This window comes from Coriobacteriia bacterium (genome assembly GCA_018368455.1).
In the GTDB taxonomy this organism is placed as follows: Bacteria; Actinomycetota; Coriobacteriia; order Coriobacteriales; family UMGS124; genus JAGZEG01.
The window spans coordinates 76037-98613 of sequence record JAGZEG010000012.1 but is presented as its reverse complement, the minus strand read 5'-3'; the positions used below and the strand labels follow the sequence as shown (position 1 = coordinate 98613).

The window sequence follows — 22577 nt, the reverse complement described above, 5'->3', positions numbered from 1 at the left end:
CCGCAACATTGTTATGATAAGCCTAGGGGAGTGGCGGCATACGGCGAAGGGCGGGCGCATGAGCAACCATGAGGTCCAGGAGCGCATTGACGAGGCCATCCGTCTGACGGCACCGGGCACGGCGCTGCGCGGGGCGCTCGACATGATTCTTGCCGGCCACCTGGGGGCGCTCATCTGCATCGGCGACTCCGAGAGCGTGCTGGCCTCCGGCGATGACGGCTTCCCGCTCGACATCGCCTTCACGGCCAACCGCCTGTTCGAGCTGTCCAAGATGGACGGCGCCATCGTCATCGACGGCGACCTCACGACGATCATGCGCGCGAACTTCCACCTGAACCCCGACCCGTCGCTGCCCGTCTCCGAGACGGGCATGCGCCATCGCACCGCCGCGCGCGTCAGCATGGCGACGGACGCCATCGTCATCTCCGTGTCGCAGCGCCGCCAGGTCGTCAACCTCTACGTGCGCGGCCGCAGCTTCCAGCTGCGTGGCGTCTCCGAGCTCGGCTACGAGGTAAACCAGCTCGTCGTCGCGCTGCAGACGAGCCGCAACTCGCTCGACGCGCTGCTGAGTCGCCTCACGCGCCAGGAGTTCGACAACTTCGTGACGCTCGGCGACGTCTCGCGCGTCTTTGGTGGCTTCCAGCTGCTGCTGCAGGCCGCTCAGAGCCTGTCGGCGCTCGTGCCGCAGCTCGGGACGAACGGCAAGCTCGTGCGCATGCAGCTCGAGCAGCTCGCCGGCGGCATGGACGAGGAGTTCACGCTCGCAATCCGCGACTACGCCTCGAGCTCGTCGGAGGAGGAGGCCCAGCGCATCCGGCGTGAGTTCGATGCGCTGAGCCCGCGCGACATGGCGTCTCCCATGCGCATCGCGCGCATACTTGGCTATGATGACCTCGACGAGGACAGCGTGCTCACGCCGTTGGGCCTGCGCACGCTTCACCTGTCCACGGCCGTGCCCAACGCCGCGGTGGAGCACATCGTCAACGAGTACGGCAGCCTGCCGGCACTCATGGACGATGTGAAGCGCGACCCGGAGAAGCTGGGCGACATGGGCGTCAACAACCCGCCCGTTCTCGTTGACAGTCTGTATCGCATGTGGGGCAAGAAGAGCTAAAAAGCCGGCGACGAACGAAGAGACAGAGGACAGCCATGTCTTCCCATGACATCATCACAGCAGGTGCGGGCGATCCCGTGCTCGAGCCGGCCGTCATTGGGTCGTCCGTGCTCGACGAGATCGACGTCACGTCCGCCGCGGCCGTCACGACACGCGTCGCCCCGCTCAGGGGCTGCGTCGGGCGCAAGGCGCGCACGGCCGCCGTCATCGTGGCCGGCGGCAAGGGCGAGCGCCTTGGCCATGCGGGTGGCAAGCAGCTCATGAGCGTGCTGGGCAAGCCGCTGCTCACGTGGGCGCTGCAAGCGTTTGACGCTGTCCCGCAGGTCGGACGCATCGTTGTGTGCTGCCCGGCGGAGCGCGCCGAAGAGTATCGCAGTGTCGCTATCGATCCGTTCGACCTCGTGACGCCCGTCGACGTCGTGCCGGCCGGCGAGTTGCGCCAGACGTCGGCGTTCCGCGGCGTCGAGGCCGTGCCTCCTGAGTTCGACGTCATCGCCATGCACGACGGCGCCCGCCCACTCATCCTTCCCGAGACGATCACGCACGCCATCAACACGCTGCGCGGCACGATCGACGCCGACGGCGTTGTGTGCGGGCATCCCGCCATCGACACGCTCAAGGTCATCGACGGCGACGCCGTTGTGGGCACGCCCGACCGTTCCATGTTCTGGGTCGCGCAGACACCGCAGGTGTTTCACGCCGACATTCTGCGCCAGGCGCACCTCGCCGCCCTCGAGGAGGGCTTCATCGGCACGGACGACTCGTCGCTCGTCGAGCGCGTGGGCGGCCGCGTGCTGCTCGTCACGTGCCCGCGCGACAACATCAAGCTGACCGTGCCCGAAGATGTCGCCCAGGTCGAGGCGTCGCTGCGCGCCCGCTACGGCGATCCGGCGCAGGGGGAGGCGTAAGGCATGGGTTTGCGCATCGGCCACGGCTATGACGTGCACGCGTTTGCCGAGGGGCGCCGCCTCGTGCTTGGCGGCGTCGACATCCCCCACGAGCGCGGTCTGCTCGGCCACTCTGACGCCGACGTCGTGACGCACGCGTTGGCAGACGCCATCCTGGGTGCCATCCGTGGCGGTGACATCGGCAAGCTGTTTCCCGACACCGACCCCGCCTATGAGGGCGCGGACTCGCTCGTACTGCTCGGCCGCGTCATGGAGCTGGCGCGCAGCCAGGGCTTCGAGCTTGTGGACTGCGACTGTACGATCGCCGCACAGGCGCCCAAGCTCTCGCCCTATCGCGACGAGATGCGCGCGCGTCTTGCGGCCGCCCTCGGCGTGAGTGCCGACCAGGTGGGCCTTAAGGCCACGACGACGGAGCGCCTCGGCTTCGTCGGCCGCGAAGAGGGCATCGCTGCCTGGGCCGTCGCCCTCATGGAAAAGATGGCGACCCCCGCCGAGGCCTGAGCGCTCAGTCCTGGCCCACGAGACATCTGCGACTCTCCCCAAAAGGAGCTCCCCATGAAGATCTACGATTCCTCCCGGCGCGAGAAGGTCGACTTCACGCCGATAGAGCCGGGCAAGGTGCGCATGTACGTCTGCGGCCCCACGGTCTACGACCAGATCCACATCGGCAACGCGCGTACATTCCTGTCGTTTGACGTCATCCGCCGCTGGCTGGAGGCGAGCGGCTACGACGTGACGTTTGCGCAGAACCTGACGGACGTCGACGACAAGATCATCAAGCGCGCCAACGAGCAGGGCCGCACGTCGGAGGAGGTCGCGACGGAGTACGCGACGGCGTTCGTCGAGCAGATGCGCCGCTTCGGCATCCTCGATCCCGACATTCGCCCGCGCGCCACCAAGGAGATCGGGCAGATGATCAAGATGATCAAGAGCCTGATCGACCAGGGTTACGCCTACGCGCCCGGAAACGGCGACGTCTACTTCTCCGTGCGCAACGATCCCGACTACGGCAATGTCTCGGGCCGCAACGTCGACGACCTCATGGTCGGCGCGCGCATCGACGCCAACGATGACAAGCGCGACCCGCTCGACTTCACGCTGTGGAAGGCGGCAAAGCCCGGCGAGCCCATGTGGGACTCCCCGTGGGGCAAGGGCCGCCCCGGCTGGCACAGCGAGTGCGCCGCCATGGTGCACCGCTATCTCGGTACGCCCATAGACATCCACGGCGGCGGGTCCGACCTTGCCTTCCCGCACCACGAGAACGAGAGCGCCCAGGCGAGCTGCTGCTGGCACGAGGGTTTCGCCAACCTGTGGATGCACACGGGCATGTTGCTCGTCAACGGCGAGAAGATGTCCAAGTCCCTGGGCAACTTCTTCACGCTCAAGGAGGTGCTCGACAAGTATCCTTCTGCGGCGCTGCGCCTGCTCATGCTCCAGACACACTACCGCAGCCCGCTCGACTTCTCGTTCGAGCGGCTCGAGGGCGCGCAGGGCTCGCTCGCGCGCATGGCGACGGCCTTCGAGAACTTGCGCTGGGCTGCGGGCCACGTCCCGGAGGGGGCGCAGACCGACGCCGATCTCGCTGCCGAGCTGCAGGCCGCGACCCAGGCGGCGTCGGACGAGTTCGCCGCCCAGATGAATGACGACTTCAACACGGCGGGTGCCCTTGCGGCCGTCTTCACGCTCGTGTCGCAGGCCAACGCCTATCTCGAGCGCGCGGCCGGCGCCGTCGATATCGAGGCCGTCACGGCTGCCGCCACGGCGATCACGGGATCGCTCACGCTGCTCGGCATAGACCTGCCCATCAAAACGAGCGACCTGCCGCTCATCCTGACGAGCGTCGCCGCCGACCTCGTCGGCTACGAGGGCGACAACGTGGACGAGGCCGCAGCTGCCATCCTCGAGGAGCGCGCCCGCGCCCGCGCCGCGAAGGACTGGGCGCGTGCCGATGCCATCCGCGACCAGCTCGCCGAGATTGGCCTGCTTGTCGAGGACACGGCCCAGGGCGCGCGCGTCCGCCGCGCCTAGCCCCGCCTCGCAAATCCCCAGGAGGACCGACATCGCCGCGTCCAGGTCGAGGGGCGCGGTATCCGTGAGAGGAAGGACGCAGCCACATGGCTGACTGCAACTACATCGAGGGCCGCCGTGCCGTTGAAGAGGCGCTGCGTGCCGGCGTGCCCATCCGCCGCGCGCTCGTCGTCGCGCCGGGCCAGGACCGCGAGACCGCTGCCAAGGGTACTGGCAAGCAGGGCAAGGCCGGTCGCGCCGACGACGCTGCGGCGCAGACCCAGGCACAGGGTCGCCGCGGACGCAACCAGCGCCCGCCCAAACCGACGGGTGCTGACGCCGCGCTCGAGCGCATCATCCTCAAGCTGCGCCGCCAGAACATCCGCATCGAGTTCGTCGAGCGTAAGGTGCTCGACCGCATCTCACTCGAAGGCGAGTCGCACGGTGCGCACCAAGGCATCATCTGTGAGGTGCCCCATTACCAGTACTCCAGCCTCATGGACATCGCCCGCGCTGGCGCGTCCAAAGATGAGTCGCTCGTGCTCGTGCTCGACCACATCACCGATGAGGGCAACCTGGGCGCCATCATCCGCACGGCCGAGGTCATGGGCGCTGACGGCGTCATCATCCCCAACGCCCGCGCGGCCCAGGTGGGCGTCGGCGTGTACAAGACGTCGGCCGGCGCGGCGCTGCACCTGCCCATCGCCCGCGTCTCCAACCTCGCCGGCGCGCTTGACGTGCTCAAGGAGGCGGGCTTCTGGGTGGCCGGCGCGTCTGAGCAGGCCAAGCAGGACATCTGGCACGCCCCGCTGCGCGGTCGTCTCGTCATCGTCGCAGGTTCGGAGGGCGAGGGCATCTCGCGTCTCGTGCGCGAGAAGTGCGACTTCCTCGTGGCTTTGCCCCAGCGTGGCCACGTCGGCTCGCTCAACGTCGCGCAGGCAACGACCGCTGTGTGCTACGAGTGGATGCGCCAGTGCGGCGAGGCGGCTCAGGAGGCGCAGCGCAAGGCCGCCGCAAAGGCAGCTCGCACCGCTTACGAGCAGGGCCTTGCAGCGCAGGGCGGCGCCGGGGCAACGCACTGATGGCAAAGCGGCTGGACGGCCTCGTTGTCGACGGGTACAACGCCATCAGGACGTGCCGACGCTACAGCGAGCTCGTCGATGAGGAGATCCTCGATCCACTGCTGCACGACGTCTACGTGCGCGCCCGCCAGGCGCTCATAGCTGACGTCGCCGCCTACGCCAAGGGGCGCTTTGACGCGACGATCGTGTTCGACGGCTTCGGCAATCCCGATCCTGAGCGCGAGCCACTCATGGTGGCAGGCGTGCGCGTCATGTTCTCGGAGGCGGGCGAGGAGGCCGACGCCGTCATAGAGCGCCTCGTGTCCGAGGGCCGACGCTCTGGACGTCGCATGACGGTCGTGACGTCGGATCACCTCATCCAGACGACGGTGTACGGCGAGGGCGTGACGCGCGTGTCGTCGCGGATGTTCGAGGGCGAGACGCAGGTTATGAACCGCCACATCGAAGAGATGCGCGAGCAGCCCAAGGATCGCAAGACGACCGTCGCAGACCGCGTCCCGCGAGACGTGCGCCAGCGGCTGTGGGAGATGGCGCGCCAGCGCGCCCACTAGCAGGAAAGTAGAAGGCTCAGGGCGACCGGAGGGTCGCAGACGCCCGCTGAGCGGCGGGTACCGAGAGAGGGGAGGGCCCGCCTATGGCAGGCAAGGAAGGCATGAAGCAAGAAAGCGAGCGCTGGTCGCGTGGCACCGACGCACACGCCACCGACTTCGCAAAACCAAAGAGCCCGCTCGGCCCGCAGCTGGGCGCATGGGTGCTGTGGGTCGTGGGACTGGCGCTGCAGTGCGCGGGCGTCCTGTACGCTACGGACGTTCTTAACATCCCGGGCGTCGAACTGCCCGCTGCGCTCGTCGTGATCGTTGCATTCGTGATCGACCTCGCGCTCGTGCTTGTGGCGACGAGCCTGTGGAAGAAGGCATCGCGTCGTGTTGCCCAGGCAAAGGGTGCATCTGGCGCGTCTGCAGGGCGCGGTAGCGCCGTGGGCGTCGTCATGGCGTGCATCGCGTTCGTGCCGATGATCCTGTTCTTCCTCACGGCCAAGAACGCCGACAAGAAGACGGTCGGAATCGGAGCAGTTGGCGCTCTCGTCGTCGTGGCCGCTCTCGTCGCGGCGTCCGTGCTCCTTTAGAGAGGCAAACGAAAGAAGGAGGCTGCCCCACTAGGGCAGCGCATGGGTATCCCCGGTTGGGCAAAGCGTCCAGCCGGGGATTTTTCGTTCAAAGGGGAGAAACGTCGGGTGAACCGTGGCGCAGCGAACGTGCTCCTGCTATCGTAGCACCCGGCAGTAACGCGCCGGCGTAGCTCAATGGTAGAGCACCCGCCTTGTAAGCGGGGGGTTGCGAGTTCGAGTCTCGCCGTCGGCTCCACGTCTGCTGGGGTTCTTCCCGCGACCGAATGGGTCAGACGCTCGGTTGTGGAGAAGAAGTGAGCTACGCCCGGCACCGTGGATTCGCTTTGACAGGAGCGAAGTCATAGCGTAACATGCCCTTTGCTGTCGCGCCGAGTTGAGCTGAGCCCAACAAGACAGCAGGTCAGGTGCACTGCTTGACAAGCGAAGAAAACGGAAGCGTGCCCGAGTGGTTAATGGGGACGGGCTGTAAACCCGTTGGCTATGCCTACCTAGGTTCGAATCCTAGCGCTTCCACCATTTCTTGCCTGTGTAGCTCAGTCGGTAGAGCACCTCGTTGGTAACGAGGAGGTCACCGGTTCAAGTCCGGTCGCAGGCTCCATTTTTTCTTCGTGCGTCCGGACGTGCACCACAACGATGTGGCGGTGTAGCTCAGTTGGTCAGAGCACACGGTTCATACCCGTGCTGTCACTGGTTCGAATCCAGTCACCGCTACCATTTTGGCAATCGGCGGCCCGTGAGGGCCGCTTGCGCTATCTATAGATACTCCCGGTAAAAAACCGGAGTCAACCCTCGAGGAGGAGAGTCATGGCCAAGGAGAAGTTCGAGCGCACCAAGCCCCACGTGAACATTGGTACGATCGGCCACGTCGATCACGGTAAGACGACCCTGACGGCTGCTATCACCAAGGTTCTTTCTGAGACCGAGGGCTGCAAGGCCGACTTCACCGCCTTCGAGAACATCGACAAGGCTCCCGAGGAGCGCGAGCGTGGTATTACCATCTCCGTTGCTCACGTTGAGTACGAGACGTGGAACCGCCACTACGCTCACGTTGACTGCCCCGGCCACGCCGACTACGTCAAGAACATGATTACGGGCGCTGCCCAGATGGACGGCGCAATCCTGGTTATTGCCGCCACCGATGGCCCCATGGCCCAGACGCGTGAGCACATCCTGCTCGCCCGTCAGGTCGGCGTGCCCTACATCGTCGTCTTCCTGAACAAGTGCGACATGGTCGACGATGACGAGCTCATCGATCTCGTCGAGATGGAGACGCGCGACCTTCTTTCCGAGTATGACTTCCCGGGAGACGACATCCCCGTCATCCGCGGCTCCGCTCTCGGCGCCCTCAATGGCGAGGAGAAGTGGGTCGAGTCTGTCCGTGCCCTTATGCACGCTGTTGACGAGTACATCCCCACGCCTGCTCGCGATAACGAGAAGCCCTTCCTGATGGCCGTCGAGGACACGATGACCATCTCCGGCCGTGGTACGGTTGCTACCGGCCGTGTCGAGCGCGGCGAGCTGCGCCTCAACGACCCGCTGGAGATCGTTGGCATCAAGGACACGCAGACGACCGTTGCCACGGGCATCGAGATGTTCCGCAAGACGCTCGACTTCGCCGAGGCTGGCGACAACGTGGGCGTTCTGCTCCGCGGCATCAAGCGTGAGGACATCGAGCGCGGCCAGATCCTCTGCAAGCCCGGCTCGGTGCACCCGCACACGAAGTTCACGGGTGAGGTCTACGTCCTCACCAAGGAGGAGGGTGGCCGTCACACCCCGTTCTTCAACGGCTATCGTCCCCAGTTCTACTTCCGTACCACGGACGTGACCGGCACCGTCAAGCTGCCTGAGGGCGTCGAGATGGTTATGCCTGGCGACCACGTGACGGTCGAGGGCGACCTCATCCACCCGATCGCCATGGAGGAGGGCCTGCGCTTCGCTATCCGCGAGGGTGGCCACACCGTTGGTTCGGGACGTGTTTCCACGATCATCGAGTAACTTTTACTCGGATTTTTGATCTTACAGAGCCCGGTGTCCTTGGGATGCCGGGCTCTTTCTGTGCGGCAGAGCCATCAGCCACACCAGATAGCGCGCCATAACGCCACGCATGATCTCCATTGACGTGGCGTTTGTGTGAGATACCAGCGTATGGCAGATTTACGTTGACCCCATGCGCTCTCTTTGGTAGAGTAATCCCCCGTGACGCCCCGACTGATGGGGGCGTGTAATCAGGAGGTTTCAATGCGTACTATGGTTACCCTGGCGTGCAGCGAGTGCAAGCGCCGCAACTATACGATCACCAAGAACAAGGCCACGACGCCTGATCGTGTCGAGCTCAAGAAGTACTGCCCTTGGTGCCGCACGCACACGCTCCATAAGGAGACGCGTTAAGCTCCTGCGGGTTTTAGGCCAGTAGCTCCAATGGTAGAGCGGCGGTCTCCAAAACCGTTTGTTGGGGGTTCGAGTCCCTCCTGGCCTGCCAGAACTTTCCCGACCCGCCTTCTCGCTACGAGAGAGCGGGTCGATTTGTGAAGGGGTCTTTTATCCCTACGACCGAAAAGGAACGGCTTCATGGCTTCGAACAAGTCTAAGAAGAAGGTGCCTGCCCAGCAGGGTGCGACGCCGTCCGCCGCTGCAGACAAGAACGGCGCCTCGTCTAAGCTTGCTAAGGCCCAGCCTTCCGACAAGGCCCAGAAGGCCGCAGACAAGGCCGCCGAGAAGGCAAAGGCCGACAAGGCTAAGGCAAAGAAGAACGGTAAGCCCGGTATCGTCGAGCGCTCCAAGACGTATTTCAAGGGCGTTCGCTCCGAGGTTAAGCGCGTTGTTTGGCCGACGAAGGACGAGCTCGTCAAGTACACGGTGGCCGTTGTTGCCATGCTTGTTTTCTTCGGCGTGCTCATCGCCGTTGTCGATGCCCTCATCGTTCCCGGCCTGTACGCGTTCTCCGGATTGAGGGGTTAACCCATGGCTAAGCGTTGGTATGTCATACACACGTACTCGGGCTACGAGAACAAGGTCAAGGCCGATCTCGAGCACCGTATCGAGACGATGGGCGTCTCTGAGCGCGTCGTTGACATCCAGATCCCGACCGAGGAACTGACCGAGGTCAAGGAGGGTGGCCAGCGCGTCACGAAGGAGTCCAAGGTCTTCCCGGGCTACGTTCTCGTCCGTATGGACATGGACGACCATACCTGGTCTATCGTGCGCAATACGCCTGGCGTGACGGGCTTCGTTGGCGTCGACGGCAAGCCGATCCCGCTGTCGCGTCAGGAGTTCGATCGCATCATGCACCGCAGCGAGCCGGGTGTCACGCCCAAGCGTACGTCGGTTGACATCGAGGTCGGACAGACGGTCAAGGTCACCTCTGGCCCGCTTGCCGACTTCGACGGCACCGTCTCCGAGGTCAACCCCGAGACGGGCAAGGTTCGCGTCACTGTCACGATCTTCGGGCGCGAGACGCCGGTCGAGCTTACGTTCGACCAGATCACGTCCATCTAGCGTCAAACGGTCGCACAGGACGCCTCGTTCCGTGCGACCGCGCTTGTTTCGGTGTCTCTGCGCCGGCGTGCCCACTGCGAGGGGGCTTCTCGCGCCAGCGTCGGATTCATACATGGTTTGTTGAGTATGCCGAGCCTTACGGCTTGGCGCGCACAGAAAAGGAAGTGTCATGGCTAAGAAGAAGGTTACGGGCTTCGTTAAGCTCCAGATCCCGGCCGGCGCGGCCAACCCCGCGCCTCCCGTCGGCCCCGCGCTGGGTGCCCAGGGCGTCAACATCATGCAGTTCTGCAAGGCGTTCAACGAGCAGACCGCCGCGCAGTCCGGCACGATCATCCCTGTCGAGATCACGATCTATGAGGACAAGAGCTTCACGTTCATCTGCAAGACGCCGCCGGCGCCTGTCCTCATCAAGGAGGCCCTCGGCATCAAGAGCGGCTCCGCCAAGCCTCAGGCAGACAAGGTCGGAACGCTGACGCAGGAGCAGCTCCGCAAGATCGCCGAGACGAAGATGCCCGACCTCAACGCCAACACGATCGAGGCCGCCATGCGCACCATCGCTGGCACCGCTCGCTCCATGGGCGTCCTGGTCGAGGAGTAATCTCCTTAGGACCTTTGTTTCACCGCTGTCAGGCGGCGACGTAGAAGCGTCGCCGTGAAGGTGTGGGAGAGCGCCCCTCAAACGCAGGGGACTCGCCAAAACCACGAAAGGATTCACCATGGCTCAGAAGCACGGCAAGCGTTACCGCGAGATTGCTGCTAAGGTCGACTCCACGAAGCTCTACGCCCCGCTCGAGGCGCTGACGCTCGTCAAGGAGTGCGCCAACGCGAAGTTCGACGAGGCCGTCGAGGTCCACTTCCGCCTCGGCGTCGACACGCGCAAGGCTGACCAGAACATCCGCGGTTCCATCGCGCTGCCTCACGGCACCGGCAAGACGGTTCGCGTCGCCGTGTTCGCCGAGGGCGCTAAGGCGACCGAGGCCGAGCAGGCCGGCGCCGACGTCGTGGGCTCCGACGAGCTCGTCGCCCAGATCCAGAAGGGCGAGATCAACTTCGACGCCGCTATCGCCACGCCGAACATGATGGCCAAGGTCGGCCGCATCGGTAAGATCCTCGGCCCGCGCGGCCTCATGCCGAACCCGAAGCTCGGTACGGTGACGATGGACGTCGCCAAGATGGTCGCCGAGCTCAAGGCCGGCCGCGTCGAGTACCGTGCCGACCGCTACGGCATCTGCCACGTCCCGCTGGGCCGCGCCTCGTTCAGCGTCCAGCAGCTCGTGGAGAACTACCAGGCCCTCATCACCGAGATCCTGCGCGTTAAGCCGTCCTCGGCTAAGGGCAAGTACATCAAGTCCATCGCTGTCACCTCGACGATGGGCCCCGGCGTCAAGTGCGACCCGCTGATGACGCGCGGCCTCATGGACGCCAGCGCTGCTGACGCTCAGTAAGGCGTCGAAAGCGCGTCTGTACGTCTCGTGAACGTCGAGCCGCCCTTGCCAACTTTGGTTGACGAGGGCGGCTTCTTTTTGCAATAGTTATACGGCTCTTGCAAGAGAGCATATCAACATGTGCGATCTGCTGCCCGAGACAGCCGGCGCCCGAAAGGGCTCAAAGGGAATTCCCGCCTGCCGAGGTGGTCCACGAGATAGAATTCGTGCGGCCTCCGTGCTCAGTGCAGCATGGAGGCCGCTTTCTTTTCTCGTCAGCGGTCTTCCTCACTAAAAGGGGTGGATCGCGCACGAGGAAAGGAGGTGCAACACTATGCCCACTCAGAAGAAGATCGAGCAGGCCGCCAAGATTGGCGAGGCGCTGAAGGAGTCGCAGGGCTTCTATGTCGTCAGCTATCGTGGCCTGACCGTCAAGCAGGCTGAGACGCTGCGCCACAAGCTGGCCGACGCCGACGCTTCGTTCACGGTGTACAAGAACAACCTGGTGCGCCTCTCCCTCAAGGAGGCTGGCATGCCGGAGATGGACGAGCTGCTGGAGGGCCCGAACGCCTTTGTGTTCTACAAGGGTGACCTGGCCGCCGCTGCAAAGGCCGTCAAGACGTACGCCAAGGAGGCCCCCGCGCTGGAGCTCAAGGGTGGCTTCGCCGACGGTAAGGTCATCGACGCCGCTGCCGCCAATGCGATCGCCGACCTGCCCACGCGTGACGAGCTGCTGGCTCGCCTGCTCCGCACGATGCTCAACCCGATGTCTCAGTTCGCCCGTGCGCTGGACCTCGTTCGCGAGCAGAAGGAGGAGGAGCCGGCCGCCTAGTCGCCGGCTTCCCTTTCGCCGCCACCTGGCGGCACAGCACTCAATCGCGTCGTGAGAGCGGCGCACGCATCCAAGAAGGAGTTCTGACATGGCTGTCACCAAGGAAGAGATCATCGAGGCCGTCAAGGCTATGCCGGCGCTCGAGCTTTCCGAGCTTGTCCACGAGATGGAGGAGGTCTTCGGCGTCTCCGCCGCTGCCGCCACCGTCGTCGCCGGCGCTGCCCCTGCGGCCGCCGAGGAGGAGAAGACGGAGTTCGACGTCGTGCTCGAGGGCTTCGGCGCCAACAAGATCGCCGTCATCAAGGTCGTTCGCGGCCTGACCGACATGGGCCTCAAGGAGGCCAAGGAGGCTGTCGACGGCGTCCCCACCACGCTGCTCACGGGCGTGAACAAGGAGAAGGCCGACGACGCCAAGAAGCAGCTCGAGGAGGCCGGCGCCACCGTCACCGTGAAGTAACTCACGGCTTCGACTGACGCACGCACCGCACTGCTCGCGGGGGCCAGGACACGCTGCCTGGCCCCCGCGTTTTGTATCAGGGGCATGACGCCCCTTTCCGGCCTTGCGCCACGCGCAGCCCGTGGTTGGCGCAGTGCCGGAAAGTGGCGGTGAAAGGGGCTCGACCATGGAAGCTGCGCGTGTCATGACACTGGCTGACGTGCTCGCCTGCCTGAAGGCGGCGGAAGGGGAGGGCTTCGCTTCTCTCGTTGACGCAGCGGGCCGTCGGCTTACGCCGGAAGACCCGGATGCGGGTGCCTTGCTCGCCACGCCTGTCTCCGACGTGACGTTTGACTCGCGCGGCGTGACTCCCGGGACGCTGTTCATCTGCAAAGGTGCGACGTTTCGCGAGACCTACCTGCTGTCCGCTGTCGAACGCGGCGCCGCTTCGTACCTGGCGCAGGAGGTACATGAGGGGGCGGGCGTTGTGGGCGTCGTCGTCGCCGACATCCGTCGCGCCATGGCGCACGTCGCGTGCGCGTTCTTCGGTAACCCCTCAAAGAGCCTGTCCGTTGTGGGCATCACGGGAACGAAGGGCAAAACGACCGTCGCGTTCTACGTGGACGCCATCATGCGCGCCTGGCGCCCCGGGCGTCGCTCCGGTCTGCTCACAGGTGTCGTCATCGACGACGGTGTCACGCGCTCCCACGCGCGCAACACGACGCCGGAAGCCGTAGAGCTCCAGCGACACCTTGCCATGGCGCGCGACGCGGGATGCGCTACCGTCGTCATGGAGGCATCGAGCCAGGGCTTCAAATACGACCGTACGCTCGGCACGCACTTTGCCGTTGGGGCGTTTACGAATATCGGGGAGGACCACGTGAGCCCCGTTGAGCACCCGACGTTCGAGGACTACTTCGCCTCGAAGCTCCGCATATTCGGGCAGAGCGACGTCGCCGTCGTCAACGCGGAGGCCGATCATGTCGATCGCATCCTACAGGCGGCCCGTGCCGCCTGCTCTCGCGTGCTGACGTATGCGCTGCGCGATGACTCGGCGGACGTGCATCTCATCGGCCTGAATCATGTCTCGGAAGGCGTGTGGCGCCTCAACGTCGCGACGCCGTCAGGGGCGCTTGACTTCGAGTTCAGGGCTCTCGGCCAGTTCAACGTCTCGAACGCCCTCGCCGCCGTTGCCATTGCGTGCGCCCTGGGCGTCGAGGGCGCTGCAATCGGGGCAGGCCTCGCAGACGTCCGCGTGCCCGGGCGCATGGAGCGCTACGATGCGCCCGACGGCTCCATCGTGGGCATCGTTGACTACGCGCACAACGAGATGAGCATGCGCGCTTTGCTCACGAGCGCGCGCGAGGAGTTTCCCGGGCGGGAGGTCACGGCCGTGTTTGGCTCGTGCGGCACGCGCGGCACGGATCGCCGCCCCGGCCTGGGCCGCGCCGCCGGCAGCCTCGCCGACCGCGTCATCCTGACAGAGGACGATCCGGGCCCCGTTGACGTGCGTGCCATCTGCGAGGAGATCGGGGCCGCCGTCGTACAGGCCGGAGGCGCCTACGAGGTCGAGCCCGACCGCCCGAGTGCCGTGCGAAAGGCGCTGGAGGGCGCGCATCGCCCCGCCGTCGTGCTGCTTGCGGGCAAGGGCGCGGAGGGCGACATTCTTCGTGCCAGCGGCGTCGAGCGCTGCGACCCCGACGCAAAGCTGCTGTGCGAGGGCCTCGGCATCCCGTTTCGTGGTTACGAAGCGGCCCTAGGGGCCTGATAGCAAAAGATGCCCCAAAAGGCCTCCATACAACATACATATATGCAAAAACGCAACAAGCCCTTTGACCTGCAGCGACGCGTGGACAACAAACCATACTCTTCTGCAGGGTCCATTGTCAACACTCAGTGTTTGACGAGGTGAGGGGGCATGCGGTACATTACCACACTGCATTATGCGCTATTTCTCTACCCTGAAGGAGGAAGTGCCTGGTGGGAAATCTCGAAATCGCTCCCATCCCCACGCGCACGTATCGCGAGAGGATCAACTTCGGTAGCATCCCGGAGGTCATGGAGCTCCCCAACCTGATCGCCGTCCAGAAGGAGTCCTTCAACCGGTTTATGACCGAGGGGCTCGCTGAAGCCTTCCAGGAGGTCTCGCCGATCGAGAACGTCTCCAAGACGCTCGAGGTCACGTTTGGCGCCCATGAGTTCGGTGACCCCAAGCACACCGTTGAGGAGTGCAAGGCAAAGGACATCAACTACCAGGCACCCCTGCTTACGGAGGTTCGCTTCGTCAACAAAGAGACGGGCGAAATGAAGGAGCAGGTCGTGTTCATGGGCGACTTCCCGCTCATGACCGACCGTGGCACGTTCATCATCAACGGCACGGAGCGCGTCGTCGTTTCGCAGCTCGTCCGCTCGCCGGGCGTGTACTACTTCCGCGAGATCGACGCCAACAAGCTCGTGTATCGCGTGCAGTTCATCCCGACGCGCGGCGCCTGGCTCGAGTTCGAGACGGACAAGCGCGGCTGCCTCGTCGTGTCCATCGACCGCAAGCGCAAGCAGCCCGTGTCCACGTTCCTGCGCGCCCTTGGCATCGCCGAGACGGACCAGGAGGTCATCGACCTGCTCGGCGACTCCGACATGGTTCGCCGCACGCTGCAGCGCGATACGACGTCCAACCGCGACGACGCCCTCATCGAGCTGTACAAGCGCCAGCGCCCGGGCGAGCCGCCCACGCTGGACTCGGCGCGCGCCCTGCTCGACGGCCTGTTCTTCAACCAGCAGCGCTACGACCTCGCCGCTGTCGGCCGCTACAAGCTCAACAAGAAGCTCGGCCTCGACGTGGCCGACAACGTGTACGTGCTGACGCCCGAGGACATCGTCGCGTCGCTGCGCTACCTCATCTGCCTGCACGACGGCCTCGAGGGCTACGTCGTCGACGAGCGCGACCACTTCGGCAACCGCCGCGTGCGCACGGTGGGCGAGCTCATCGCCAACCAGTTCCGCATCGGCCTGTCGCGCATGGAGCGCGTCGTGCGTGAGCGCATGGCCTCGCAGGAGGTCGACGACATCACGCCGCAGTCGCTCATCAACATCCGCCCCATCGTGGCGTCCATCAAGGAGTTCTTCGGGTCCTCGCAGCTCTCGCAGTTCATGGACCAGAACAACCCGCTGGCCGGCCTGACGCACAAGCGCCGTCTGTCCGCCCTGGGTCCTGGCGGCGTCGCCGGCCACAAGACGGGCTCGAGCCGTCGTACGAACGTCCCGACCGAGGCGCGCGACGTCCACAACTCGCACTACTCGCGCATGTGCCCCATCGAGACGCCCGAAGGCCCGAACATCGGCCTTATCGGCTCGCTGGCGCTTTACGCCCGCGTCAACAAGTTCGGCTTCATCGAGGCCCCGTACCGCCGCGTCGTTGACGGCAAGGTCACCGACGAGGTCGACTACATGACGGCCGACGAGGAAGAGAACCACGTAATCGCCCAGGCGGCCGAGCGCTTCGACGAGAACACGCGTGAGTTCATCAAGGTCGATCCGCTGACGGGTGAGGTCACGCCCGCCACGCACGTCATCGCCCGTACGAAGGACTTCTACGGCGACTTCGGTACGCCGGCTGACGTCCCCGTCGACGAGGTCGACTACATGGACGTCTCGCCGCGCCAGATGATCTCCATCGCCGCGACGCTCATTCCGTTCCTGGAGCACGATGACGCTAAGCGTACGCTCATGGGCGCGAACATGCAGCGCCAGGCTGTGCCGCTCATTCGCACGAGCGCGCCGTACGTCGGCACGGGCATGGAGCTGCGTGCTGCTGTCGACTCGGGCGATATCCTGCGTGCCAAGCGCGCCGGCATGGTCGACTACGCCGACGCCCGCGAGATCCGTATCCGCACGGAGAACGGCGAGATCGACACGTACCACCTGCCCAAGTTCCAGCGCTCGAACCAGTCGACGTGCATCAACCACAAGCCGCTCGTCTACACCGGCCAGGAGGTCGGCGTCGGCGACGTGCTTGCTGACGGCCCGTCGACGGACAAGGGTGAGCTGGCTTTGGGCCAGAACCTCACGGTGGCCTACATGCCGTGGGAGGGCTACAACTACGAGGACGGCATCACGGTGTCCGAGCGCCTCGTGCGCGACGACCTGCTGACGACGATCAACATCTCCAAGCACGAGATCGACGCCCGCGACACGAAGCTGGGTCCCGAGGAGATCACGCGCGAGATCCCGAACCTGTCCGAGGACATGGTGGCCAACCTGGACGCCGACGGCATCGTCCGCATCGGCGCCGAGGTCACGGCTGGCGATATCCTCGTCGGCAAGGTCACGCCCAAGGGCGAGAGCGCGCTGACGGCCGAGGAGCGCTTGCTGCGCGCCATCTTCGGTGCCAAGGCCCACGACGTGCGTGACACGTCGCTCAAGATGCCTCATGGTGCGTACGGCCGCGTCGTTGACGTCGTGCGCTTCAGTCGCGACAACGGTGACGAGCTGGCGCCCGGCGTTAACGAGCTCGTTCGTGTCTACGTTGCCCAGCGCCGCAAGATCCAGCAGGGCGACAAGATCTCGGGCCGTCACGGCAACAAGGGTGTTATTTCGCGCGTGCTGCCCATTGAGGACATGCCCTACATGGCCGACGGCACGCCGATCGACGTCATCCTCGACCCGCTGGGCGTCCCGTCGCGAATGAACGTCGGTCAGCTGCTCGAGTGCCACCTCGGTTGGGCCGCCGCTCACGCGTGGAACCCCGATCCGAACAGCGACGAGTACGTCCCCGGCCCGTTCTTCGTGTCGACGCCCGTGTTCGACGGCGCGAGCGAGGACGAGATCGGCGAGGTCATCGCCCGCTCGAACAAGAACATGATCGCCCGCGCCCGCGCGCTGTACGGCGAGCACATGCGCGAGGAGCTCGTCCCGCAGGTGAACGAGCAGGGCAAGACGTGGCTGTACGACGGCCGCACCGGCGAGCGATTCCCGCAGCCCATCACCGTCGGCACGAGCTACATCCTCAAGCTCGGCCACATGGTCGACGACAAGATCCACGCGCGCTCGACGGGCCCCTACAGCCTCGTCACCCAGCAGCCGCTGGGCGGCAAGGCCCAGTTCGGTGGCCAGCGCTTCGGCGAGATGGAAGTGTGGGCCCTGTACGCGTATGGCGCATCCAACGTGCTGCAGGAGATTCTCACGGTCAAGTCTGACGACACGAACGGCCGCGTCCGCGCGTACGAGTCGATCGTCAAGGGCGACAACATCCCGCTCAAGGGCGTGCCCGAGTCGTTCAAGGTCCTCGTGAAGGAGATCCGCGCTCTGGCGCTCGACATCGAGCCCGTTGCGGAGCAGCGCCCCGAGGCACCCGTGGCTCAGGCGGCCGACGACGCCACGTCCGACGTCTCGCTCGACGATCTTGCCAGCGACGCCGACGTGCTCGCCTCGATGCCCGTCGCCTCCGACGAGGCCATGTCTGACGATGCCCTGCTGTCTGACGTGCAGGACGCTGACGTCGACGCCTCCGACGATTCCGAGAAGGAGTAGCAGCTGTGGCTGATTTTGACAACAACGATTTCACGGGCATCAAGATTAGCCTGGCCTCCGCTGACAAGATCCGCGGCTGGTCGCACGGCGAAGTCAAGAAGCCCGAGACCATCAACTACCGTACGCTGAAGCCCGAGAAGGACGGCCTGTTCTGCGAGAAGATCTTCGGTCCGACGAAGGACTGGGAGTGCTCGTGCGGCAAGTACAAGGGCATCCGCTTCAAGGGCATCGTCTGCGAGCGCTGCGGCGTTGAGGTCACGAGCGCCAAGGTGCGCCGCGAGCGCATGGGCCACATTGAGCTGGCTGCGCCCGCTTCGCACATCTGGTACTTCAAGGGCAGCGCGTCGAGCCCTATGGCCACGCTGCTCGACATCAAGAACAAGGACCTCGAGAAGGTTCTGTACTTCGCCGCAAACATCGTCACGTGGGTCGATGCCGAGGCCCGCGAGGCTGATGCCGCCGATCTCGAGGAGGAGATGGAGGCCGACATCGAGGAGCTCGATGCCGAGTTCCAGCGCCAGTCCGAGAAGATCCGTGCGCGCGTCGGCCTCACGGAGGAGGAGCTCGGCGGCGACGAGCCCCTCACGGAGGAGGAGGCCGCCGAGGAGATCGACGACCTGCGCGAGGAGATCGAGGACGAGAAGTGGCTGCGCAAGAAGGCGCACACTGAGTTCATGGACCTCCAGGTTCGCGACCTCGTCTCCGACGAGGAGCTCTTCCGCGAGATGACGAAGTACTACAACCTGTACTTCAAGGGCGGCATGGGCGCCGAGGCCATCCGCGACCTGCTCAATCGCATGGACCTCGAGAAGGTCGGCGAGGAGCTGCGCACGGTCGTCGAAGAGGGCAAGGGCCAGAAGCGCGCTAAGGCCATCAAGCGCCTCGAGGTTGTCGACGCGTTCCTCAAGGGCCACAACGACCCGGCGAACATGATCCTCGACGTCGTGCCCGTCATCCCGCCCGACCTGCGCCCCATGGTGCAGCTCGACGGTGGTCGCTTTGCGGCGTCCGACCTCAACGACCTGTACCGTCGTGTCATCAACCGCAACAACCGCCTCAAGCGCCTGCTCGACCTCGACGCGCCTGCGATCATCGTCAACAACGAGAAGCGCATGCTGCAGGAGGCCGTCGACGCCCTGTTCGACAACGGCCGTCGCGGCCGCCCCGTCACGGGCCGTGGCGGGCGCCCGCTCAAGTCGCTGGCCGAGTCGCTCAAGGGCAAGCAGGGCCGCTTCCGCCAGAACCTGCTCGGCAAGCGCGTCGACTACTCGGGCCGCTCGGTCATCGTGACCGACCCGCAGCTCAAGCTGCACCAGTGCGGTCTTCCGAAGGCCATGGCGCTCGAGCTGTTCAAGCCGTTCGTCATGAAGCGCCTCGTCGAGACGGGCAAGGCCGACAACATCAAGGGCGCCAAGCGCGCTATCGACCGCAGCTACTCCTACGTGTGGGACGTGCTCGAGGAGGTCATCACCGACCGTCTCGTGCTGCTGAACCGCGCACCTACGCTGCACCGTCTGTCCATTCAGGCGTTTGAGCCCGTGCTGGTCGAGGGCAAGGCCATCCACCTGCACCCGCTTGTGTGCGCCCCGTTCAACGCCGACTTCGACGGCGACCAGATGTCCGTGCACGTGCCGCTGAGCGCCCAGGCTCAGGCCGAGGCCCGCATCCTCATGCTGTCGGCCAACAACCTGCGCTCGCCGGCGTCGGGCAAGGTGCTCACCGTCCCGTCGCAGGACATGATCATCGGCATGTACTACATCACGACGCTCGAGGACACGGGTGCCGAGCACGTCCGCGCCTTCAGCTGCTTCCGTGACGCCGAGAACGCCTACCAGGCGCGTGCGTCGCTCGAGCTGCACGATCCCATCGAGGTGCGCCTCGACACGGACTGCGTCGTGTGGGACAAGTTCGGCCACGTCGACCAGCCCGAGCCCCACAAGGCGGGCGAGCGCATCCGTACGACGGTCGGCCGCGTCATCTTCAACCAGGTTCTGCCTGCGGACTATCCCTTCATCAACTTCCAGATGAAGAAGAAGGACGTCGGCGCCCTGGTCAACGACTGCTGCGACCGCTACCCGCTCGCGCAGGTCGAGACGATTCTCGACGGCCTCAAGTCCGTCGGCTTCCACTACGCCACGCGCGCCGGCCTCACGGTCAGCGTGTGGGACGCCGTCATCCCCGAGGAGGCGAAGGCCCGCATTCTCGCCAAGGCCGACGCCGCCGTCGCCGAGATCGACGAGCAGGCTGAGGAAGGCCTCGTCACGATCGATGAGCGCCGCCGCCAGGTCATCGACATCTGGAACGGTGCCGCCCAGGACGTCGCCAAGGAGATGGAGAAGGGCTTCTCCACGGACAACCCCATCTTCATGATGGCTGACTCCGGCGCCCGAGGCTCCATCACGCAGCTGCGTCAGCTCGCCGGCATGCGCGGCCTGATGGCAGACGTGAACACGAAGAAGGTTCTGAACACGAAGAAGCCGCTGTCGCCGGAGACGGATCCGCGTGACCTCAAGGTCATCGGTCCCGACGCCATCGAGCTCCCCATTAAGTCGAACTTCCGCGAGGGCCTGTCGACGCTCGAGTACTTCATCTCGACGTACGGCGCGCGCAAGGGCCTCGTCGACACGGCGTCGCACACGTCCGACTCCGGTTACCTGACGCGTCGTCTTATCGACGTCGCCCAGGATGTCATCGTCCGCGAGGAGGACTGCGGCACGACGGAGGGCATCGACTACCAGATCCACGACGAGAAGGGCGCCCTCTACGGCGACCTCGTGGGCCGTTGCCTGTTCGCCGATGTCGTCGACCCCAAGACGGGGGAGATCATCGCCGAGAAGGGCAGCTACATCGCGAGCGTCAAGGACGTCGCTGACACGTCGAGCGCGCGTCCGAGCCTCGAGAGCCTCGAGCGCGCCGGCGTCGACACCGTGTGCCTGCGCTCCGTCGTCGCCTGCCGCTGCGAGCACGGCGTCTGCCAGAAGTGCTACGGCTGGGATCTGTCGAGCCGTCGCCCCGTCAACATCGGCACGGCTGTCGGCGCCATCGCGGCTCAGTCCATCGGCGAGCCCGGCACTCAGCTCACGATGCGTACGATCCACTCGGGCGGCGTCGCCGGCGAGGACGACATTACGCAGGGCCTGCCGTTCGTGTCGCGCGCGTTCAACATCGTGTCCGTCAAGAACTCCAAGATCGTGGGCGGCCGTGAGGCCGTGCTCTCCACGACGTCGGGCACGCTGCACCTGTCCCGCGAGGGGAGCGAGGTGGCCATCACGGTCACGAACCCCGAGACGGGCGAGACGTTCGACACGCGCGTCAGCGAGCGCGACGTCATCGAGACGCTGTCCGACGGCGACACGGTGCGCGCTGGCGACCAGCTCACGAAGGGCTTCACGGACTTCAAGCAGCTGCGCTCGCTCACGGACACTGCCACGACGATGCATCGCTTCGTCAAGACGGTCAAGGACGTCTACACGGGCCAGGGCGTCGAGCTGAACGAGAAGCACATCGAGGTCATCGCGCGTCAGATGCTGCGCCGCGTGCGCGTCGTCGACACCGGTGACTCGAAGTACCTGCTCAACCAGCACGTCGATCGCCACGAGTTCGAGGACGAGGTCAACCGCCTCACGCTCGAGGGCAAGCGCGTGCCGCGCGCCCAGCCCGTCATCCTGGGCATCGTCCGCGCCGCCATGGCGACGGACTCCTGGCTGGCGAGCGCCTCGTTCGAGCGTACGGCCGAGGTCCTGACGAAGGCCGCCATCGAGGGCAAGCAGGATCACCTGAACGACCTCAAGGCCAACGTCATCATCGGCAAGCGCATCCCCGCCGGCACGGGCCTCACGGCCTATCGCAACGTCCCCATGACGTACAAGGGCCGCGTTATCGACGCGACGACGGGCAAGCTTGGCGACACGCTGCCTGAGTGGGCGCCCGAGGAGCTCCGCGAGATCGAGGAGCGCCTGCCGCGTCAGCCCGAATGGGTCGGCGGCGACGGCTACGGCTATGACAGCGGCATGATCTCGCACAACGGTCACACGCTGTCGCCCGAGGATGCCAAGCTCTACCTGTTCGACGACCTGGGCGTGTCCCAGCGCTGGACGAACAAGTTCTCGGAGGTCGGCATCGAGACGGTCGGCGACCTCATCGGAAAGACGGAGGACGACCTGCTGCGCATCGATGGCATCGGTGCCAAGGCTATCGAGGAGCTGCGCGACGGCCTCGAGGCTCGCGATCTGCTCTACATCCTCGAGCCGGACGAGAGCATGGCCGACGACGAGGACATCTCTCAGCTGCTTGAGATGGTGTTCTCACCCGACGGCGACGACATCCTGCTCGGCACGTCCGCCGCGCCGTCTCACCGTTACGACGATGAGATGATTGGCGGCACGACCGGCTCCGACACGTCGAGCGACATCATCAACGAGGACTACGAGTCCCTTGACGAGCTGCTCAACGAGTCGCGCAGCGTCAGCGCGAGCGATACGTTCGACGACGAGGATGACGCCGACGCGGCTCGCGCGGCCGCAGGCGACCTCGCTGACGACGAGAACGCCTAAGCGCTAGTAAGACGTATCGGGGACGTTTTGCCTGTGGAGTAATCATGCAGGCAAAACGTCCCCTTTCGTAC

General features: G+C 65.2%; 18 protein-coding genes and 5 tRNA genes. All 23 read left to right on the top strand.

Features of this window, described 5'->3' with window-relative positions:
* The first annotated feature begins 58 nt into the window (after positions 1-58).
* The 23 genes from disA (at position 59) to KHZ24_08880 (ending at position 22506) form a co-directional block, all read left to right on the top strand.
* Entirely contained in the window at positions 59-1114 is a 1056-nt protein-coding gene (gene disA / locus KHZ24_08990; protein MBS5451324.1) for a DNA integrity scanning diadenylate cyclase DisA, read from the top strand.
* A gap of 35 nt (positions 1115-1149) precedes the next feature.
* Entirely contained in the window at positions 1150-2022 is an 873-nt protein-coding gene (ispD, locus tag KHZ24_08985; GenBank protein ID MBS5451323.1) for a 2-C-methyl-D-erythritol 4-phosphate cytidylyltransferase, read from the top strand.
* Between the two features lie 3 nt (positions 2023-2025).
* Positions 2026-2523 (top strand): 2-C-methyl-D-erythritol 2,4-cyclodiphosphate synthase, encoded by a 498-nt coding sequence (locus KHZ24_08980; GenBank protein MBS5451322.1) that lies wholly within the window; start codon positions 2026-2028, stop codon positions 2521-2523.
* A 54-nt stretch (positions 2524-2577) separates the two neighbouring features.
* Entirely contained in the window at positions 2578-4050 is a 1473-nt protein-coding gene (gene cysS / locus KHZ24_08975; protein MBS5451321.1) for a cysteine--tRNA ligase, read from the top strand.
* Between the two features lie 86 nt (positions 4051-4136).
* Positions 4137-5111 carry a 23S rRNA (guanosine(2251)-2'-O)-methyltransferase RlmB gene (gene rlmB, locus KHZ24_08970; protein MBS5451320.1) on the top strand — a complete coding sequence of 325 codons (975 nt, stop codon included), beginning with the start codon at positions 4137-4139 and terminating at the stop codon, positions 5109-5111.
* Entirely contained in the window at positions 5111-5662 is a 552-nt protein-coding gene (locus KHZ24_08965) for an NYN domain-containing protein (protein ID MBS5451319.1), read from the top strand. The genes rlmB and KHZ24_08965 overlap by 1 nt, the downstream gene beginning before the upstream one ends.
* Positions 5663-5745: 83 nt before the next feature.
* Positions 5746-6237: a hypothetical protein gene (locus tag KHZ24_08960; protein MBS5451318.1), complete on the top strand. Its 492-nt coding sequence runs from the start codon at positions 5746-5748 to the stop codon at positions 6235-6237.
* Positions 6238-6400: 163 nt separating this feature from the next.
* Positions 6401-6475, top strand: a tRNA-Thr gene (locus KHZ24_08955).
* A gap of 196 nt (positions 6476-6671) precedes the next feature.
* Positions 6672-6756: transfer RNA gene (locus KHZ24_08950), tRNA-Tyr, on the top strand.
* A 6-nt stretch (positions 6757-6762) separates the two neighbouring features.
* Positions 6763-6838 (top strand) — tRNA-Thr (locus KHZ24_08945).
* A gap of 39 nt (positions 6839-6877) precedes the next feature.
* Positions 6878-6954 (top strand) — tRNA-Met (locus tag KHZ24_08940).
* 90 nt (positions 6955-7044) lie between these two features.
* Complete coding sequence (gene tuf, locus KHZ24_08935) at positions 7045-8235, top strand: elongation factor Tu (protein ID MBS5451317.1); 1191 nt, start codon at positions 7045-7047, stop codon at positions 8233-8235.
* A 243-nt stretch (positions 8236-8478) separates the two neighbouring features.
* Entirely contained in the window at positions 8479-8628 is a 150-nt protein-coding gene (gene rpmG / locus KHZ24_08930) for a 50S ribosomal protein L33 (GenBank protein ID MBS5451316.1), read from the top strand.
* A gap of 15 nt (positions 8629-8643) precedes the next feature.
* Positions 8644-8719: transfer RNA gene (locus KHZ24_08925), tRNA-Trp, on the top strand.
* 89 nt (positions 8720-8808) lie between these two features.
* Positions 8809-9198, top strand: coding sequence for a preprotein translocase subunit SecE (gene secE, locus KHZ24_08920; protein ID MBS5451315.1), 390 nt, complete (start codon positions 8809-8811; stop codon positions 9196-9198).
* A gap of 3 nt (positions 9199-9201) precedes the next feature.
* A complete protein-coding gene (nusG, locus tag KHZ24_08915) occupies positions 9202-9735 on the top strand; it encodes a transcription termination/antitermination protein NusG (GenBank protein MBS5451314.1) in 534 nt (177 codons plus the stop codon).
* Between the two features lie 169 nt (positions 9736-9904).
* Entirely contained in the window at positions 9905-10333 is a 429-nt protein-coding gene (gene rplK, locus KHZ24_08910; protein MBS5451313.1) for a 50S ribosomal protein L11, read from the top strand.
* Between the two features lie 118 nt (positions 10334-10451).
* Positions 10452-11180: a 50S ribosomal protein L1 gene (gene rplA, locus KHZ24_08905; protein ID MBS5451312.1), complete on the top strand. Its 729-nt coding sequence runs from the start codon at positions 10452-10454 to the stop codon at positions 11178-11180.
* A 313-nt stretch (positions 11181-11493) separates the two neighbouring features.
* Entirely contained in the window at positions 11494-11991 is a 498-nt protein-coding gene (locus KHZ24_08900) for a 50S ribosomal protein L10 (GenBank protein ID MBS5451311.1), read from the top strand.
* Positions 11992-12079: 88 nt separating this feature from the next.
* Positions 12080-12448 (top strand): 50S ribosomal protein L7/L12, encoded by a 369-nt coding sequence (gene rplL, locus KHZ24_08895; GenBank protein MBS5451310.1) that lies wholly within the window; start codon positions 12080-12082, stop codon positions 12446-12448.
* A 166-nt stretch (positions 12449-12614) separates the two neighbouring features.
* Positions 12615-14195 (top strand): UDP-N-acetylmuramoyl-L-alanyl-D-glutamate--2,6-diaminopimelate ligase, encoded by a 1581-nt coding sequence (locus KHZ24_08890; GenBank protein ID MBS5451309.1) that lies wholly within the window; start codon positions 12615-12617, stop codon positions 14193-14195.
* Between the two features lie 290 nt (positions 14196-14485).
* A complete protein-coding gene (locus KHZ24_08885; GenBank protein ID MBS5451308.1) occupies positions 14486-17953 on the top strand; it encodes a DNA-directed RNA polymerase subunit beta in 3468 nt (1155 codons plus the stop codon).
* Between the two features lie 5 nt (positions 17954-17958).
* The gene (locus KHZ24_08880; protein MBS5451307.1) at positions 17959-22506 is read left to right on the top strand and encodes a DNA-directed RNA polymerase subunit beta'; all 4548 of its coding nucleotides are present in this window, start codon (positions 17959-17961) and stop codon (positions 22504-22506) included.
* Positions 22507-22577 lie beyond the last annotated feature (71 nt).